The following is a 15682-nucleotide window of genomic DNA, read 5'->3' on the forward strand; positions in this document are numbered from 1 at the left end:
GTTAACGTGTCCCCCTCAGTGAATATCATTCTGCTTTCATTGCGGCGCAGCTGATGATTTTTTAAAATTCCCTTCTTTCCAATCTGAAAAACACACAAACCAAAGAAAAGAAAATAACCTGAATCCGCACTGGAAACAGGTTATCCGTTAAATCCTGCATTTACTTTAACTTCGATTTAAGCTTGGCCTTTGTTTTTGGCCCATAAATCCCGTCTGCAGTTAATCCGTTCATGAGTTGAAAACGCTTGACGGCATTCGCTGTTTTCGGTCCGTAAACTCCATCTATGCCATTGTTTTTGGCTCCCTTATCAGGGTAAAAGTGAAGTGCAGCTAAAGCCTTTTGCAGCTGGAGAATGTTTGTGCCCTTTCGATAAGGCGAAGTGAGCTTTATAACCCCAGACGGCAGAGGATATGATGGTGAAGATTCTTTTGGAGGTGTATCCGAGGAAGAAATTCCGTTTAGAAAAGAGTTCCAGTGGTCCAAGAGTTTCCGCGGACATTCTTTCCCGGACCATTTTTTGTGGGGAACAACACGATTTAACGGAATATTGTTTTCCTTCATCAGCTTTCTGATCAGCCACTGGGCATTTGATGTTGCTTTTTCAAAATCGCCGTCAGCATTTTCACAGATTTCAATCCCGATCGATTTGCGGTTTCCTGTCCCGTTTGTACCGTCTCCCGCATGCCAGCCGTTTTCATCTATCGGGAGATGCTGATAAATGACTGAATCGTCAACTGTAAAATGCCAGCTTTCGGATGTGTTCGGGTTTTTCACAAACTTGGCGTGCATTTTCGCATCAGCGCCTTTTGCTGTATTCGCTGTATTATGCACCGTAATATAAGCAGGCGTCATCGCATAGCCAGGACGATTATCATTTGATACCGGTATAAAATCCTTTTTTATGGTTACCATTTCTATCCCTCCCTATTATTAAGAATGCAGAAAACAGAGAGATGGACAGCCTTTTTTATGAAGTAAAAAAGAATTGTGTTCTCAACCTGGTTTTCAGTTGAACCGCTGAAATGGCACCAGTTATACTAATTTAGATGACGGAGGTTTTGGCTCCTGACATCACCTAAGTTGGGAGTGACCATAGACATGTTAAAAAAAGTAATAGGTATACTTGTGATTATCGCTATCATTGCAGTCGGTTTTTTTCAGAAAGAAGCTTGGCTTGATGCAATCAAAGCAGGAGGGATGTTTTCCGTTTTATTTAGTATGCTGCTGATTGCTGCCGATGTTTTTTTCCCAATAGTGCCGTTTGCTTTGGTTGCTGCTTTAAATGGCGCAGTGTTCGGGACTGCAAATGGAATTTGGATTACACTGACCGGCTCAATGCTTGGTACTATATTGCTGTTTTTTCTCGCCAGGTACAGTTTTAGAGATTGGGCCAGAAAAAAAGTTCAGGCCTATCCTGCCATACAGAGCTACGAGGCTTCCTTCAACAAAAACGCTTTTACCGCTGTTTTATTAGGAAGGCTGATACCTGTCATACCTTCACTTGTAATGAACGTGATCTGCGGGCTGAGCCAAGTTCGCTGGCATGTTTTTTTCTTTGCGTCTTTAATAGGGAAAATCCCCAATATTGTTGTTGTCACTATTGCAGGCGCCAACTTCACCAGCAATAAATTATTGTCTATCAGCATTTACGGTGCATATATTCTGATCATCATGGTGGTCATTTATAAAAAGTTCCCTCATCTTCTGAAGATGCCAAAAAAATAAGGAGGTTTGTTTGGCCCCCTTACTTTTTTTCTGTCGCATGGCCTCCAAATTCATTTCGAAGCGCAGCGACCACCTTTCCTGTAAACGTATCGTCTGTTAAAGAACGGTATCTCATCATCAGTGACATGGCGATGACCGGAGTTGCCGTCTGCAGATCAAGCGCGGTTTCCACCGTCCATTTTCCTTCACCTGAGGAATGCATAATGCCCTTGATCTGATCCAGTTTCGCATCCTTAGAGAAAGCTCGCTCAGTCAGTCCCATAAGCCAAGAACGAATGACAGAACCATGATTCCACACTCTGGCAACCTTCTCATAGTCAAAATCAAATTGGCTGTTTTCAAGCACTTCAAATCCTTCACCAATCGCGGCCATCATTCCATACTCAATTCCATTATGGATCATTTTTAAAAAATGTCCGCTTCCCGCTTCACCAGCGTATAGATAACCATTTTCGACGGCGGTATCACAAAAAAGCGGTTCCACAATCTCCCATGCTTCATGATCGCCCCCCACCATAAAACAGGCTCCATGCCGTGCGCCTTCCATTCCGCCCGACGTTCCGGCATCGAGATAGTGAATACCCGCTTCTTTCATTTGATTGTAGCGGCGAATTGATTCTTTATAATGAGAGTTTCCAGCTTCGATAATCATATCGCCTTTACTTAATAAAGGTGATACATCACGCAAAACAGCATCGACAATGCCATGCGGTACCATAACCCATAGGATACGCGGCGGGTCTAATAAAGAAATTAACTCTTTAAGATTCGTTGTCCCCTCAGCCCCGTATGCTTTCAGTTCATCAACAGCCGCTTGATTTACATCATATCCTACCGCTTGATGATTGCGGTCAATGAATTGCTTTCCTATGTTTATGCCCATTTTCCCTAAGCCGATTAATCCGATTTTCATATCTGTTCCTCCTGATTGTCTAAAAAGCCTTTACTCTTTATGTTCCCTTTGGATTGTATTGTGATACGCAGAAAACAAATGGGGCTTACATCGTCTGCGCATGTAAATTTTATTTTTCATAACCGACGGCGCCTGCCAGTTCTATTACTGAATCTCTTTATATCCATAATTATCGCTTTATCCTTGATTTACCATCAGTTTAAGTTAAAATATGGGAAGGAATTCGATTTTTTCAGTAAAAAGAAGGTGACATGTTGCAGAATCAATCTCATACTCTTATTGGAGTTACGAAAACCGCTGTATTCTTTTTATACGCTGCACTTGCAATCATCGGTTTTGCAATCGGGTATTTTATCCCGCAGATTGCGAAATGGGCATTATCCCTCCCCTGGATCCCTCTTGAAGGACCGCTTCGGCTCATTACCTCTTTTCAGGGATCTACAGCTGCATTTATCACTGCTCTTCTCGGTATGTGTGCGGGGATTTGGTTCGCTCATTCTGTTATTGCAATGCTGCTGTCTGTCAAAATTACAGATCACACAGTGGAATTCATCAAAGGAAAAAAAGTGCAAACAATTCATTCCGATGACATCGCTCTTGTATTTATGGATCACAAACGGCTTGTCCTCCTGGGAACAGCCGGATATGAATTGGTACGGGAAGAAATTGATGAAAAACCAGTAAACGTTGAGAAGGCCTTTAGACAGCATCATTACGAATGGGCAACAGATGGTGATCCGTTTAAAGATCAATTTCGCCGATGGATTCCTGATGCACCAGACCTATCGCAAGGCGCCCATGCCTTATTAAAAGCTCGTCATAAAGCGCTGCAGGACGAAGAAAAAGACGATATTGAAGAATTCCGTCTCGAACTGGCACAGCTGGGCATCGTTGTACGGGACGAAGGCACACGCCAATATTGGCGAAAAGCAGAAACCTATCCCCCGAAAATTCAGCACGGCGAAGGATTGTAACAACAGAGGCTCAAGAAAGAGCCTCTTCTTTACTACTGCACAATAAACAGCACTCTGGTACCGTCAGGATAGCTGCTCATTTGATTCCCTACCCACGAGCCGGCGCCGCGATTATCAGAAGGCGTCACATATCGGACATCAGCCCCTGCGCCGCCTTCCTCGCAGACCGCCATCGGCCACTCATCCCGGTCATAGCCCGGCTTGGTCGGGATTCCCTTTAAAGATTCCTCCCGCCTTTTGTCTGCTCCATCTCTGTCAATGGTACAAATATCTGGATGTCCCTCTGCAATTGCATCTCTAATATGACTGCCGGTTTCCGGATAACGAGACAGCGGAAAATATAACACTTTGTCATACGAAGATGCGCCTTGGATCTGTTGCGGAACCATTAAACAAAGAAGAACTGCTGCAGCAAGAAACAGGCCTGCCATCCATTTTTTCATTCCCATCCCCCCATACCTTTGTTCATTTCAATGTATGGGCGCTTGATAAAGATTATTTTTAACATTTGAAGTTAGTATGCTGCTTACAAAAGCCGGACACCCCCGCGAGAAATTTCCCGGTACAGACACAGACAGCCTCCAGGTCACATACATTTACATATAGGCTTTTGCCTACATACTTTTGTGGAGGTGACGATGGTGACAGGTGTTTTCGCAGCGCTCGGCTTTGTTGTTAAAGAGCTTGTCTTTTTAGTATCTTACGTGAAAAACAATGCCTTTCCACAACCGCTCTCAAGCAGCGAAGAAAAAAAATACTTAGAGCTCATGGCTAAAGGGGATGAACATGCCAGAAACATGCTGATTGAGCATAATCTTCGCTTGGTCGCCCATATTGTGAAAAAGTTCGAAAATACAGGTGAGGATGCAGAGGACTTAATCTCCATCGGAACGATCGGGCTGATAAAAGGAATTGAAAGCTATTCCGCTGGTAAAGGGACAAAGCTGGCGACGTATGCTGCGAGGTGTATTGAAAATGAGATTGTAATTACAAAAGGGGGGTGCATACACCCCTCTTTAATACGTTTCAATATATATGGTGTCAGAATCCACAATGGTAACTTCTTTCACGATAAAGTTAACAATTGTTTTTTTATCTTCAAGAGTTAAGTTATCTGCACCGATTGATTGAAAATAGTCGATGGCTCTTTTTAGAGCATTTTCACTTGAGCTCGTATCATCTAGGACTTTCATTTTTGACTGGATTTCGTTACACTTTTCAGTAAGCTGATTTTGCTTTTTTTGCAGTTCAATAATTTGTGCTTTGATTTCATCTATGTCTAAATCATCGTCATCGCTTAGGCTGATTAGCGTTAAAAGACGCTTGCGGCCTTTTTTTGTTTTCTCTATCTCTTTTTCAATAAGTTCTAATTCATCAGACAGGTGATTTGATTGTTCAGCCTCTTTAAAAGAAACATACTTTTGAGGATTTGTGATGAATTTAAAAATTTCACCCCATACATGCCGGTTCAATTTATTCTCAGACATTTCTTTTCCGCAGCCGCGGTCCTTTGCGCCAGAATAATTTTTCCGGCAAGTATATACATAGTAGTCTTTACCATGTGATTTTCTTTTCTTCCCTGTCATGGTATTTCCGCATTTTCCGCATCTAACCAAACCCGATAACAAGTAATTGTGAGGGCTGATACTCAAGTGTTTTCTTTTACTTTGACCTAAGAGTTCTTGAGCATAATCCCATTGTTCAGCTGGAACAATTGCTGGAATTGTCACAGTGATTTGTTCTTCTTCAGGCCTTATTTTAATTATAGATTTGTTCCCTGCCTGCTTTGAAACATAGGAACCCTCTGTATCATATTTATACTGTCTATGTTCACCCTTATAGGAAGAGTTCATTAATATTTGCCGAACAACCTGCCTGTGCCATACTTTGGCGCCTTTTTTTGTTTTAACCCCCATCTGAGTTAAATGTAGAGCAATACCATTTACTCTGCCGAAAAAAGGGCTTTTATGATCGGTGAAATAGTTAAAAATCATCCGAATGATTTTTGCTTCCTCTTCTAATATCTCAAGAGTTCTTTTCTCTTTAACAAATTTATAGCCATATAGTTTAGAATCTTTAATGATCATGCCTTTTTTCATTTTTTGAAGTCGGCCGCTTGATGTCCGTTCTTTGATTTTGGCTTTTTCAAATTCTGAGATTGCCCCGCGCATTGCGAAAAACAATTGACCTTCTGGAGAATTGGCGTATTCACCATTTACAAAAATCAAAGGTATGTTTCGCTTTCGCAATTCGTCATCAATGATTAGCTGATTCATTAATTTCCGAGAAAGACGGTCAGGATCGTAACAAATGACTTGACTTATAAGTCCCTTGCTTGCATCCTCCCTCAAGCGATTCAAAGCCGGACGTTCTAAAAGCTCTCCTGAAAATCCTTCATCTGCATACTTCAGCACATCTTTAGTCCCTGCTTTCTTTATACAGGCCTCGATTTGGCTGTCGATGCTCGATCCCTTGATCGCTTGTTCCTCGGTCGATACCCTTACATATATTGCTATCACCCTGAATCTCCTTCCTATAAAGTTTTATTAAATAATGATAGCAATCGTTAATGCATTTGTCAGCTTGCGGTCCCTCGATGATTATCACTTTCATAAAATGCATCACCCCTTGGGTAATGCTATGTAACAGCTGTTTGTCCAAATGAGGAGATTTTAAATTAAACTATAGTGTTATTAAACGTTTCAATGAATATGCAAAAAATTTAAAAAAAGTTGTTGTGACTTTTCTACACTCCTTTAGGTCCTCAATAGAAAAGATTTTATTTTCTATGCCTCAACATTCGCTTATTATAGTTTTCAATGATTTATTATTATTTGAGAGTACAATGGAGTAGTGTTTTTCATTGTTAGATAGTTAATGACATTTCACTGGTGTCAAGTTCGTATAGCTAGACATTAATAAAAAAAGGACACATATAAATATGCATCCTTTAACAAAAGAGTTTATTTATTTCCCTGTTTCAGCAAATTCCTTCAACCTATTCCCTATTTCATCACGAACTCTTTGGAAAAACGCCCATTTTTCTTCTTCTGTCCCTTGTGCTCTTGCCGGATCATCAAAACCCCAATGCTCACGTTTTACATGTGGAGGCGTCATCGGGCATTTATCAGCAGCATCTCCACAAAGCGTAACAACTAAATCAGCATTGTTCAGAATATCAGAATCGATTATATCTGACGTTTGATTAGAGATATCTATACCAACTTCCTTCATCGCTTTAACAGCATTCGGATTTAATCCATGTGCTTCTATCCCCGCGCTATACACTTTCCACTCATCACCTAAATATTGTTTAGCCCATCCTTCAGCCATTTGGCTCCGGCAAGAGTTCCCTGTACATAAAAAGTAAATGATTTTATTCTCCATATATTCCACCTCTACATCGAGTGACTTCCAAAGTATTTTCGTTGAAACCATAAAGCAACCTTAACAAGTGCTATCATGACTGGCACTTCTACAAGCGGACCAATTACGGCGGCAAATGCTGCACCCGAATGAATTCCAAATACACCAACAGCTACAGCAATCGCTAATTCAAAGTTATTGCTTCCTGCTGTAAAAGCTAAAGTAGTAGTTACAGCATAGTTTGCCCCGATTTTCTTCCCTAAAAAGAAGGAAACAAAGAACATTAAAACAAAGTAAATCAATAATGGAATCGCAACTCGGACAACATCTAACGGCAAGCTAACAATTACATCACCTTTTAAGGAAAACATGACGATAATTGTAAATAGCAAAGCAATTAACGTAATTGGACTAATCTTAGGAATGAACACTTTTTCATACCATTCTTTGCCCTTCACTTTTACAAAAATATAACGTGTCACCATTCCTGCAATAAAAGGAACTCCAAGGTAAATGAATACTGATTTTGCGACTTCTGCCATCGTAATATTCACTACTGCTCCTTCCATCCCTAACCATTGCGGAATAACTGTTACAAAAATGTAAGCATAAACTGAGAAAAAAAGCATTTGGAAAATTGAGTTGAAGGCAACTAATCCTGCCGCGTATTCCGTATCACCTTTTGATAAGTCATTCCAAACAATAACCATCGCAATACAGCGAGCTAATCCAATCATAATAAGCCCAATCATATACTCCGGTTTATCTGGCAAAAAGATGATAGCCAAAATAAACATGAGAGTCGGTCCGATGATCCAGTTTTGCACTAAAGATAAAATTAACACTTTAATATCTTTAAATACCCGTCCAATTTCTTCATATCGAACCTTTGCTAGTGGTGGATACATCATTAATACTAATCCAATAGCTAAAGGGATAGATGTAGTTCCTACTTGGAATTTGTTTAATCTACCAACAAAACTCGGAAATATAAAACCTAATCCTATCCCCAATGCCATCGCAAGAAAAATCCAGATGGTTAAATAACGGTCTAAAAAAGATAAACGTTTCATTACTTTATCCTCACCTTTTTTACTAACAGCAAGAGTTCGTTGTACTATCACTTGGTGGTGCTACACAACAAGAGGAAGAATCTTGTTTTTGAATCTCGCTATTCGATTTGGTATAGAAAAATTCCCACTCGTTTCCATCTGGATCAGTAATCCAAAATTTATCTTGGACTGCATAACAACAAGTCGTATCCATTTCCTCACGTGCAAAAAACCCTTCTTTTTCAAGCCTTTCCTTGTGTTTCAAAACTTCTTCCAAACTATCTACTTGGAATCCAAAATGATTCACTTGATTTCCCTTCACCTCATCTGCGACATTTAAAGTGAAGTTCAGTCCAGGAGTCTCTAATAAAAACTTTGCATAGTCTGTTTTTACTTTTACAGCCTTTACTCCAAAAACTTTTTCATAAAAACTGATCGAATTCTCTAAGTTGACAACGTTAATCCCTACATGAACATATTTCATTTTAATTCCCCCTCTTATCTATTAATCAAAAAAAATTGATTTAATGCCTAAATTTTTTTTAGCAACAATCTCCTTCACCTTTTTTTCTAAATACACAACAAAGCTCTTCTGATAATAAACCATTTACTTCCTCATCATTTAGATCATAATAACTCCATGTTCCCTTTGTCTCTTTCGTTATTAAGTTGGCATCCAATAAAATTTTTAGATGATAAGAAAGTTTAGATTGCGTCACCTCAAAAATCTCAGTCAGATCACAAACACAGGTTTTTCCCCTTTGACAAAGTTCATACATGATCTCTAATCGTTTCTGATCAGCAAGAGCCTTAAATTTTTGTTCATATTTCCGTAGCAGTTCTGATTTCGTCTCATCCATTCATATCGCCTTCTTTAATCAATTTTTTTTGATGTATTTATTATACTCATGATTTTTAAATTAATGCAAGCAAATAAATCAATTTATTTTGATTAATTGTAAAACCCGCTAAAAGCTTGTGTAACCAGATAGAGGTTTTCCATTTTTATTATTTCCTCCATCGCTACTTTGCTACTACAGCAACGGAGATCATAAACGCTAATTTCTAATTTCAAGAAAAAAACATTAAATAATTTTTGTGAATATGTAGAATCGATAATAATTCGAGATAATACGTATTTAGTCAGAGCACACAGATTTATCATCAATTAAAACCTTATGTGAAGATATAAGCCATTCAATCCATCCTTCCACATAAGGTTTTAAACAATTTAATCAGACCTTTTCTTTTTGAATAAGTTCTTCATTTTCATAAAAGGGCATTGTGACACTTGATTTTCATCATCTCGCAAGAAGTACTGTTTCCACTCCAGATTGTCTTTTTTTCCATACCATCCTAAATGCGGATGGATAGGTACTTCATCATATGCCTCAAGCCTTTTTCGAATTTGCTTACTCATATTTCGTCCAAATGCAGTAGTATCATTTAGATCCTCAAAAACCCATCTAGGCTGAAACGTCAACATAAAATAAGGAAAACTTCTGCTTTTTCTTTTGCTGTGAGCTGGTGTAGCACACAGAACAAAATATGGTTCTCCATTAAAACAGTATTCCCATTGAAAGTGCTCTGGATTTTCTGGTATATAATCTGGCCAATCAGCTGGATCTTCCATGCTCAATGAATTTAGAAACTGCCAAAACAACGATTCGTAATCCTCAATTTTGTAATCACTAAGCAAGTCTTCTGGTGTATGAAATATTATAGTTAATGATGCATACTTTCCTGTCTCTCGTGAAATAGTTCCATACCGAGTAAGCAACGGCGCTAATTCCTTCGCAGTTCTAGGATTCCTAGGATCACCGACAAAAGCAATCCGCAGCTGGTCGCTTAAAAATGCTACCCTTCCCGGTATACAAGGAAATTTATTTTCTTTATCGCCTATTTTTTCCGTTAAGTAGTTAAACGACTTCATTTGCCAATCAGGTAACGTTTCTTTAATTTTTTCAAGATCACTTTTGGCATATAACTCAGTCAAAAAATCCACCTCCAAAGGCATTTATCATAATGTATTGCGGGAGCAAGAAGGCGGTGAATGTCTAATTACTTTTTCATATATCCAAATGAATATTAATTAATTAATTGGTTAAGTTTTAGTGGGTAGGTAAGTAATTTTCTTATCAAGAAAAATCCAGAATCAGTTCTGCGTTTAGCTGTACATGCACACTCAGCCCTCAAAACGACTAACGCTGGACTTTCTGGATGTTTTCAATTTTAAACTATCACAAGAATGACCGAAATTCCCTGTTTTTTGATGCCAAGTCATGGTACTCCCAGGAGGGAATTTCATAACTCTCTAAAGCAAAAAGTTATTGCGGTCTCACCGAAAATTTAAATTGCGGTGCCCTATTTCCTTTTTCTGCGAACGAAAACTTGTTAATATTTACAGTACTAGTAGAGTTAAGGGAAGGGTGAATATCTTGATATCAATCACATCAGCTGAAGTGGGAATGAAGATTAATGAATGGCATAGGCATATTCAAAAATTCAACGTAACTGATGCTGAAATGTTAAAAGCTGAAATAGAACGTGATATAGAGGTTATGGAAGAAGATCAAGACTTGCTTATTTATTATCAACTAATGGCCTTTCGCCATAAAATTATGTTGGAATACACGCTGCCATCTGATGAAAACCGAATGGAACTTTCAGAATATTTAAATAAAATTGAGGGCCATAAGAAAAAATTAGACAATATGCGGGCATATTATTATAACTTCTTCCGCGGGATGTATGAGTTTAGAAACGGTGAATACACAAGAGCCATTACATATTACAAAAAAGCTGAACGCAAAATTCCTACAATCTCCGACAAGATTGAAAAAGCTGAGTTTTATTTTAAACTGTCTGAAGTCTATTATCATATGAAAATGACACACATTTCGATGCATTACGCTGAGCTTTCATACAACATTTATAAGAAACACGAGCTTTACTCTGTTCGTCGTATTCAGTGCCATTTTGTCATTGCCGGTAACTACGATGACCTTGAAAATCATGAAAAAGCTCTCCCCCACCTTCAAGAAGCTTTAAAAGGTGCCGAGCTGCTTAAAAGTAAAAATACTCATATCTATGCCACTGCGTTTTTCAATCTCGGCAATTGCTATCACAAAATGGACAACTTAAATAAGGCTGCTCGTTACATCGAACAAGCCTTGGTTCAATACAGAAAAATTAACTCTGACGTACTTCCGCAAGCTTATCATGACCTAGCGTTGATTTATTTTAAACAAGGCAAAAAAGAACAAGCAATGGATTGCTTCCGCAAAGGAATCAGAAGTGCTGTAGATTTTAAAGACGAACTATTTATGAACTTATTTGAAGCATTAGACGTTCTTTATATAAGAAATGGCGATACACCTAAACTTCTCAACATTTTTTCTCGTTTAGAGAACGGCAAAGGATACCCTTATCTGGAAGAGCTGGCATTGTTAGGAGGCAACCTTTTCGATTATAATGGAAAAATAGAGGATAGTATCATCTGTTTCAAGAAGATGGTATATGCTCAAAAGCAAATATCGAAAGGGGAATGCATGTATGAAATCTAAATTGTTTATCAGTTTATCCGCCGTTTTAATTGGACTTGCCTTTTTCGGATCTATGTATAATGGCGAAATGAAGGAAGCATCCCGGAATGTAACTCTCGCACCTACTCATGAATTCCTTGTTTAATTCGATAAACAACATTAGTTCTGATTCCCTTTAGCCGTTTCATAACGGCTTTTTCTTATTTCTAATACTGAAAAAATCTATCATACTTAAAGCTTTTGAGGTGAACATTTTGGACTTATTTGATGAATGCTTAGAAGCTCTAGGGAAAAACAAAGAAATCTTATCAGAAGAATTAACGGCAAAATATTATGAACTGCTTTCAAACAGTTTTCCCTTACATCTTGGGGACGAATCAAGTGGGAAGAAGTTTGTTGTCATCAATCTATAGATTACGAGGAAGAGATTTACGATTGGCTAGCTAAACACCATTTTAAAGATAGGAACATTATTATTCTTTGGGGTTACGGAGAACAGCCAGCATTAAAAACCAGTCTTGAGCATGCATTAAACGTAATTGATGATGTAACTGCCGTTGGATCGGATACTTTTATGTTTAGTGAATCTGGCTACGTTATCGAATTTTTTCATGATGGCGATGTTACAATTGGAAAGTCCCCTTTCATTGAAAGGATTAACAAATAGGTAAAATGACACAGATCGAATGATTCATTTCCACCATTTGATCCACATAACAGTTAGTTTCATCATTCTTCCATGGTAATATTTTGTTATGACGATTAAATGAAAGGATATGATCATGAAAGTATTTGAAGCCAAAACCTTGCTCACCGAGGCTGAAAAGCGAGCACAGGAATACAAAGATTTAAAAAGTAAAATGGTCAAATTAAAGAAAGCGTTCAAAGCTGTTGCAGATTTAGATGATAGCGAGTTTTCAGGCAAAGGCGCTAATAACATTAAATCATTTTATGAAGATCAAGCTGGCATTGCTGACCAATGGATTGATTTAATTGAGATGAAAATTTCTTTCTTAACGAGTATTCCTGGTTTTTTAGAAGATGCCAACTTATCAGATGCCTACATAGAAGAAACCTTTTTAGCGCATGAGCTTGCTAACGCCTACACCAAATCAAAATCCATTATGTCTGAACAGAAAAAAGCCATGAAAGATATATTAAATGATATCAACGATATACTGCCTTTGGATCTGTTCTCGACAGAAACTTTTAAAAATGAACTTTCGTCTGCCGAAAAGAAACGAAAAGAAGCCATTGAGAAAATGGATGAAGTTGACCAAAACTTAACATCAGAATACGGACTATCAGAAGCAAATGAACAAATGATTCAAGCTGATTATCAAGCTTTAATGAATGCGACAGCAAAAGGCAAAAGCGCCTCTCCTATTCACTATAATGCGAAGGCTTATAGAGACAGTGAGATTCACAAGATGACTGAGGATGTAAAGAAACAATCAACAGACTACATCTCTTTTAAGGACCAACAGGCGGAACAAAGAAGAATTGCAAAAGAACAAGAAGAACTGGCGAACAGACCATGGTATGAAAAGTCTTGGGATGCTGTTTGTAATTTTACAGGAGAGGTCTCTGGATATTATGATTATAAAAGAGCCGCTGATGGGGTTGATCCTGTTACCGGCGAAAAGCTAACTGCTGGACAACGGGTCGCTGCCGGTGCAATGGCTGCGGCAGGATACATCCCTATCGTAGGATGGGCAGGTAAATTAGCTAAAGGTGGAAAAGCTGTTTATTCAACAAGTAAAGCATTGTATAGAGCAGACAAAGCTCTCGATGTATATAAAACACCTAAGACATTCCATGCCCTTCAAAACTCCAGCAAAGGACTTTATGGACTTGCTTCTGCAAATGGTTTTAGTGAAGCTATAACAGGACGCGATATGTTCGGGAATAAAGTCTCCAAAGAGAGGCAAGAACAGAGCCTTAGTGGTGCAATGGCAATGTTGGTTCCTTTCGGAGCTCGCGGAATTAACAAAAAGCTTAATGCAAAATCAAGTTCTCGAGTTAGCGAAGCATCGACTAACACCAGCAAAAAACCTAAAGTTCCTAAAACGTACAAAAGACCAACTTATTTCCGTAAAGGCGTTAGAGATAAGGTTTGGGAAAATGCTAAGGATTCAACCGGATCTGTTAAAGACCCGTTAACAAAACAAGTAATGAAAAAAGATGAACCATGGGATATGGGTCATAAACCAGGTTATGAATTTAGAAAACATCAACAAAGTGCGATGGAAAGAAATATTAGTCGAAAGCAATTTTTAGATGAACATAATAATCCAGACCACTATCAACCCGAATTACCTTCCTCCAATAGGAGTCATAAAGGGGAAGATATGACGGATGATTACTTTGGAGATTAAGGAGAGATTGTCTAATGGGCGTAACACAAGAAAATAAAGTAATTGCTAGAACAGTTTTAGGAGCTTTTGGGGGGAAACCGAAGGTTACGAAATATTGGGATGATAACAAGAATAGCAGCATAGATATTTTATCGGTTAGTGACCAGCCTCAGGAAGGTATCACGTCATATTCAACTCTAGGTTTGTCGGATCATTCTATTAATTATGAGGTGAATGGCACTCCGTTGCGGATAGAAATCGTAGCTGCAATGGAGTCAGCTTCAGACATATATGCTAATGTTTTATCAACTTGTGCCTTTAATATAATCAACTCAAATTTCACTTGTGCACCAGGTGTTATTTTTAAAAATGTGATTAGTATGTATGATCAGGAAACCGACATGAAACATATTATGTTCGTTCCCCCATTTTTATGGGAGGAAGATTTAGAACTACTTGAATTTAGTAACAAAAATGTTACTTGGCTAATGGCTTTACCTATATCCGAAGGAGAATTGCAAGTAGCTGAAAAACACGGCTCAGATTATTTACAAGATCTTCTGGAATCAAAACAGATTGATATTTTTGATATAAAGAGAGAATCTGTTGTTTAATGACTTTAATAAAGAAGAGTCACTTTATAAGCCCCTCTCAATGAGAAGGGCTTATTTTATTTAATTTGAAATCAGCTGCAAATAATAGAAGAAAATGACTGAGGTAAGGAGAATTCTATGATTAATGAAGAAAAACACACAAACCCTCAAGCTAATAACAATATATTTGGAAGGATAGATACCTGGTATTCTGTTCATAGGAGTTCGAACTTGAGGGAAAATAAAGAAAGACCAGCTTATTATGTGGCTGGTCCTTATCTTTAATTAAAGAAATGGTTATGTAAAGCTTTAGAAAATCCAAAACCTTCTTCTGGTCCCTTTAACCAGAGAGAAATAAACTTTTCGAAATCCACTTCTTTTTCAATATCTTTCAAAATTCTTTTAAATTCTTCAGTAAAGTTATGAAGAGAGACCTCTTCGCCATTTTTAATCTTATCAGTGTACTGGCTCGTTAACTCTCTTAATTCTTGATACTGTTTTTCACTTAAATCATAGGCCAAAACTTGATCAAATAAGCCAAACCGATCATAATCAGCTGCTAATTGTTGGACTAACCTTAGTTGAAAAGCCTGCTTCTCGACTTTTTTTTCTAGGTTGTCAAGCCTTTCTTCTACTGTTACCAATTCAAATCACCTCAATTAAAAAGCTAAGAAAGTAAATACACTTGCAATAGTTCTAGCTGTAGAAGATTTTACACCAGCATCAATTAGATATGAGGAAACCGTGTCAATAATTGCGTCCTCCACAACGTCACCTCGTTTAACTAACTCGTCCAAAGCATCTGCTACATCATCAGTATGTTTTGCGAATGTTTTTCCTGCTGATCCACCTAACTCATCGACTACCTCACCAACAATTCTCCCACCATGTCGAAGCGCACTGGCTGTTGCCTTCATTGCTTCTTTAGCAATCCATTTTTTAATACCATTTGTGTGAAATTCACCAGATTGTTCAGTTGTATTAGTTGGTAATTCGGATAGTTTAACGGGAGTTTGATAAGTGACTTCCTGCTGTGCCTGTAATGTTACCTCTTGAGCTTTGGCATGTCCATCCAACGGAAGAACTAATGATAAAGAGAATGTTAATGCAGATGTTGCTAAAAGTAATTTCTTAAACATGAAATCAATCCCTTTCT

20 protein-coding genes and 2 pseudogenes are annotated in these 15682 nt (G+C 38.2%); 10 read left to right on the forward strand and 12 right to left on the reverse strand.

Annotated elements, in window-relative coordinates; genetic code table 11:
- Positions 1 to 160 precede the first annotated feature (160 nt).
- The gene (gene cwlH / locus QF06_RS11040) at positions 161 to 913 is read right to left on the reverse strand and encodes an N-acetylmuramoyl-L-alanine amidase CwlH (protein WP_021480067.1); all 753 of its coding nucleotides are present in this window, start codon (positions 911 to 913) and stop codon (positions 161 to 163) included.
- A gap of 186 nt (positions 914 to 1099) precedes the next feature.
- Here cwlH and QF06_RS11045 point away from each other — a divergent pair, with 186 nt between their 5' ends.
- Positions 1100 to 1726 carry a TVP38/TMEM64 family protein gene (locus QF06_RS11045; protein ID WP_041850032.1) on the forward strand — a complete coding sequence of 209 codons (627 nt, stop codon included), beginning with the start codon at positions 1100 to 1102 and terminating at the stop codon, positions 1724 to 1726.
- Positions 1727 to 1745: 19 nt separating this feature from the next.
- Here QF06_RS11045 and gnd read toward each other — a convergent pair whose 3' ends face one another.
- Positions 1746 to 2639, reverse strand: coding sequence for a phosphogluconate dehydrogenase (NAD(+)-dependent, decarboxylating) (gnd, locus tag QF06_RS11050; protein ID WP_041850033.1), 894 nt, complete (start codon positions 2637 to 2639; stop codon positions 1746 to 1748).
- A gap of 251 nt (positions 2640 to 2890) precedes the next feature.
- Here gnd and QF06_RS11055 point away from each other — a divergent pair, with 251 nt between their 5' ends.
- Positions 2891 to 3613 carry a YqeB family protein gene (locus QF06_RS11055; protein WP_032726205.1) on the forward strand — a complete coding sequence of 241 codons (723 nt, stop codon included), beginning with the start codon at positions 2891 to 2893 and terminating at the stop codon, positions 3611 to 3613.
- 32 nt (positions 3614 to 3645) lie between these two features.
- Here QF06_RS11055 and nucB read toward each other — a convergent pair whose 3' ends face one another.
- Positions 3646 to 4056 (reverse strand): sporulation-specific Dnase NucB, encoded by a 411-nt coding sequence (gene nucB / locus QF06_RS11060; protein WP_009967785.1) that lies wholly within the window; start codon positions 4054 to 4056, stop codon positions 3646 to 3648.
- 195 nt (positions 4057 to 4251) lie between these two features.
- Here nucB and QF06_RS11065 point away from each other — a divergent pair.
- Positions 4252 to 4602: pseudogene (locus QF06_RS11065) on the forward strand (sigma-70 family RNA polymerase sigma factor); the annotation flags it as partial.
- Positions 4603 to 4629: 27 nt separating this feature from the next.
- Here the strand turns inward: QF06_RS11065 and spoIVCA are convergent.
- From spoIVCA to QF06_RS11095, 7 genes and pseudogenes are all read right to left on the reverse strand, one after another.
- Positions 4630 to 6090 carry a site-specific DNA recombinase SpoIVCA gene (gene spoIVCA, locus QF06_RS11070; RefSeq protein WP_223257626.1) on the reverse strand — a complete coding sequence of 487 codons (1461 nt, stop codon included), beginning with the start codon at positions 6088 to 6090 and terminating at the stop codon, positions 4630 to 4632.
- Positions 6048 to 6226, reverse strand: a pseudogene (locus tag QF06_RS22130) (hypothetical protein). Before QF06_RS22130 ends, spoIVCA begins: the two are co-directional and overlap by 43 nt.
- Before the next feature lie 354 nt (positions 6227 to 6580).
- Positions 6581 to 7000 (reverse strand): thioredoxin-dependent arsenate reductase, encoded by a 420-nt coding sequence (locus QF06_RS11075; RefSeq protein WP_004398596.1) that lies wholly within the window; start codon positions 6998 to 7000, stop codon positions 6581 to 6583.
- Between the two features lie 11 nt (positions 7001 to 7011).
- Positions 7012 to 8052: an arsenite efflux transporter Acr3 gene (gene acr3 / locus QF06_RS11080; RefSeq protein ID WP_032722149.1), complete on the reverse strand. Its 1041-nt coding sequence runs from the start codon at positions 8050 to 8052 to the stop codon at positions 7012 to 7014.
- Between the two features lie 22 nt (positions 8053 to 8074).
- Entirely contained in the window at positions 8075 to 8515 is a 441-nt protein-coding gene (locus QF06_RS11085; RefSeq protein WP_032722151.1) for an ArsI/CadI family heavy metal resistance metalloenzyme, read from the reverse strand.
- A gap of 58 nt (positions 8516 to 8573) precedes the next feature.
- On the reverse strand, positions 8574 to 8891 hold the full coding sequence (gene arsR / locus QF06_RS11090) for an arsenical resistance operon transcriptional regulator ArsR (RefSeq protein WP_029318103.1): 318 nt from the start codon (positions 8889 to 8891) through the stop codon (positions 8574 to 8576).
- 371 nt (positions 8892 to 9262) lie between these two features.
- Complete coding sequence (locus QF06_RS11095; RefSeq protein ID WP_017696291.1) at positions 9263 to 10027, reverse strand: YqcI/YcgG family protein; 765 nt, start codon at positions 10025 to 10027, stop codon at positions 9263 to 9265.
- Between the two features lie 442 nt (positions 10028 to 10469).
- On the opposite strand from QF06_RS11095, the gene rapE reads away from it, so the two are divergent.
- The 7 genes from rapE (at position 10470) to QF06_RS21820 (ending at position 14811) form a co-directional block, all read left to right on the forward strand.
- Positions 10470 to 11597: a response regulator aspartate phosphatase RapE gene (rapE, locus tag QF06_RS11100; RefSeq protein WP_004398842.1), complete on the forward strand. Its 1128-nt coding sequence runs from the start codon at positions 10470 to 10472 to the stop codon at positions 11595 to 11597.
- Positions 11587 to 11721 (forward strand): phosphatase RapE inhibitor PhrE, encoded by a 135-nt coding sequence (phrE, locus tag QF06_RS11105; RefSeq protein WP_004398770.1) that lies wholly within the window; start codon positions 11587 to 11589, stop codon positions 11719 to 11721. Before rapE ends, phrE begins: the two co-directional genes overlap by 11 nt.
- A gap of 109 nt (positions 11722 to 11830) precedes the next feature.
- A complete protein-coding gene (locus QF06_RS21265; protein WP_003245945.1) occupies positions 11831 to 11989 on the forward strand; it encodes a CDI toxin immunity protein in 159 nt (52 codons plus the stop codon).
- Entirely contained in the window at positions 11953 to 12243 is a 291-nt protein-coding gene (locus QF06_RS22345; protein ID WP_418910793.1) for a CDI toxin immunity protein, read from the forward strand. The genes QF06_RS21265 and QF06_RS22345 overlap by 37 nt, the downstream gene beginning before the upstream one ends.
- Before the next feature lie 115 nt (positions 12244 to 12358).
- Positions 12359 to 13954 carry an LXG family T7SS effector endonuclease toxin YqcG gene (gene yqcG / locus QF06_RS11110; RefSeq protein WP_004399034.1) on the forward strand — a complete coding sequence of 532 codons (1596 nt, stop codon included), beginning with the start codon at positions 12359 to 12361 and terminating at the stop codon, positions 13952 to 13954.
- Between the two features lie 14 nt (positions 13955 to 13968).
- Positions 13969 to 14547 carry a type VII secretion system immunity protein YqcF gene (yqcF, locus tag QF06_RS11115; RefSeq protein ID WP_009967790.1) on the forward strand — a complete coding sequence of 193 codons (579 nt, stop codon included), beginning with the start codon at positions 13969 to 13971 and terminating at the stop codon, positions 14545 to 14547.
- A gap of 117 nt (positions 14548 to 14664) precedes the next feature.
- Complete coding sequence (locus QF06_RS21820) at positions 14665 to 14811, forward strand: hypothetical protein (RefSeq protein ID WP_009967791.1); 147 nt, start codon at positions 14665 to 14667, stop codon at positions 14809 to 14811.
- On the opposite strand, the gene QF06_RS11120 is transcribed toward QF06_RS21820, so the two are convergent.
- Both QF06_RS11120 and QF06_RS11125 read right to left on the reverse strand, forming a co-directional pair.
- Positions 14808 to 15170 (reverse strand): hypothetical protein, encoded by a 363-nt coding sequence (locus tag QF06_RS11120; RefSeq protein ID WP_003229947.1) that lies wholly within the window; start codon positions 15168 to 15170, stop codon positions 14808 to 14810. The genes QF06_RS21820 and QF06_RS11120 overlap by 4 nt on opposite strands.
- Before the next feature lie 15 nt (positions 15171 to 15185).
- Positions 15186 to 15665, reverse strand: coding sequence for a hypothetical protein (locus QF06_RS11125; RefSeq protein ID WP_004399085.1), 480 nt, complete (start codon positions 15663 to 15665; stop codon positions 15186 to 15188).
- Positions 15666 to 15682: the final 17 nt, after the last annotated feature.

It is taken from the genome of Bacillus sp. YP1 (assembly GCF_000877815.1).
Taxonomy (GTDB): Bacteria; Bacillota; Bacilli; order Bacillales; family Bacillaceae; genus Bacillus; species Bacillus subtilis.

Coding starts and splice junctions, on each gene's coding strand:
- gnd (WP_041850033.1), bottom strand. CDS start 2,639: ATGAAAATCGGATTAATCGGCTTAGGGAAAATGGGCATAAACATAGGA.
- arsR (WP_029318103.1), bottom strand. CDS start 8,891: ATGGATGAGACGAAATCAGAACTGCTACGGAAATATGAACAAAAATTT.
- QF06_RS11055 (WP_032726205.1), top strand. CDS start 2,891: ATGTTGCAGAATCAATCTCATACTCTTATTGGAGTTACGAAAACCGCT.
- nucB (WP_009967785.1), bottom strand. CDS start 4,056: ATGAAAAAATGGATGGCAGGCCTGTTTCTTGCTGCAGCAGTTCTTCTT.
- QF06_RS11125 (WP_004399085.1), bottom strand. CDS start 15,665: ATGTTTAAGAAATTACTTTTAGCAACATCTGCATTAACATTCTCTTTA.
- yqcF (WP_009967790.1), top strand. CDS start 13,969: ATGGGCGTAACACAAGAAAATAAAGTAATTGCTAGAACAGTTTTAGGA.
- yqcG (WP_004399034.1), top strand. CDS start 12,359: ATGAAAGTATTTGAAGCCAAAACCTTGCTCACCGAGGCTGAAAAGCGA.
- acr3 (WP_032722149.1), bottom strand. CDS start 8,052: ATGAAACGTTTATCTTTTTTAGACCGTTATTTAACCATCTGGATTTTT.
- QF06_RS21820 (WP_009967791.1), top strand. CDS start 14,665: ATGATTAATGAAGAAAAACACACAAACCCTCAAGCTAATAACAATATA.
- QF06_RS11075 (WP_004398596.1), bottom strand. CDS start 7,000: ATGGAGAATAAAATCATTTACTTTTTATGTACAGGGAACTCTTGCCGG.
- QF06_RS11085 (WP_032722151.1), bottom strand. CDS start 8,515: ATGAAATATGTTCATGTAGGGATTAACGTTGTCAACTTAGAGAATTCG.
- cwlH (WP_021480067.1), bottom strand. CDS start 913: ATGGTAACCATAAAAAAGGATTTTATACCGGTATCAAATGATAATCGT.
- phrE (WP_004398770.1), top strand. CDS start 11,587: ATGAAATCTAAATTGTTTATCAGTTTATCCGCCGTTTTAATTGGACTT.
- QF06_RS11045 (WP_041850032.1), top strand. CDS start 1,100: ATGTTAAAAAAAGTAATAGGTATACTTGTGATTATCGCTATCATTGCA.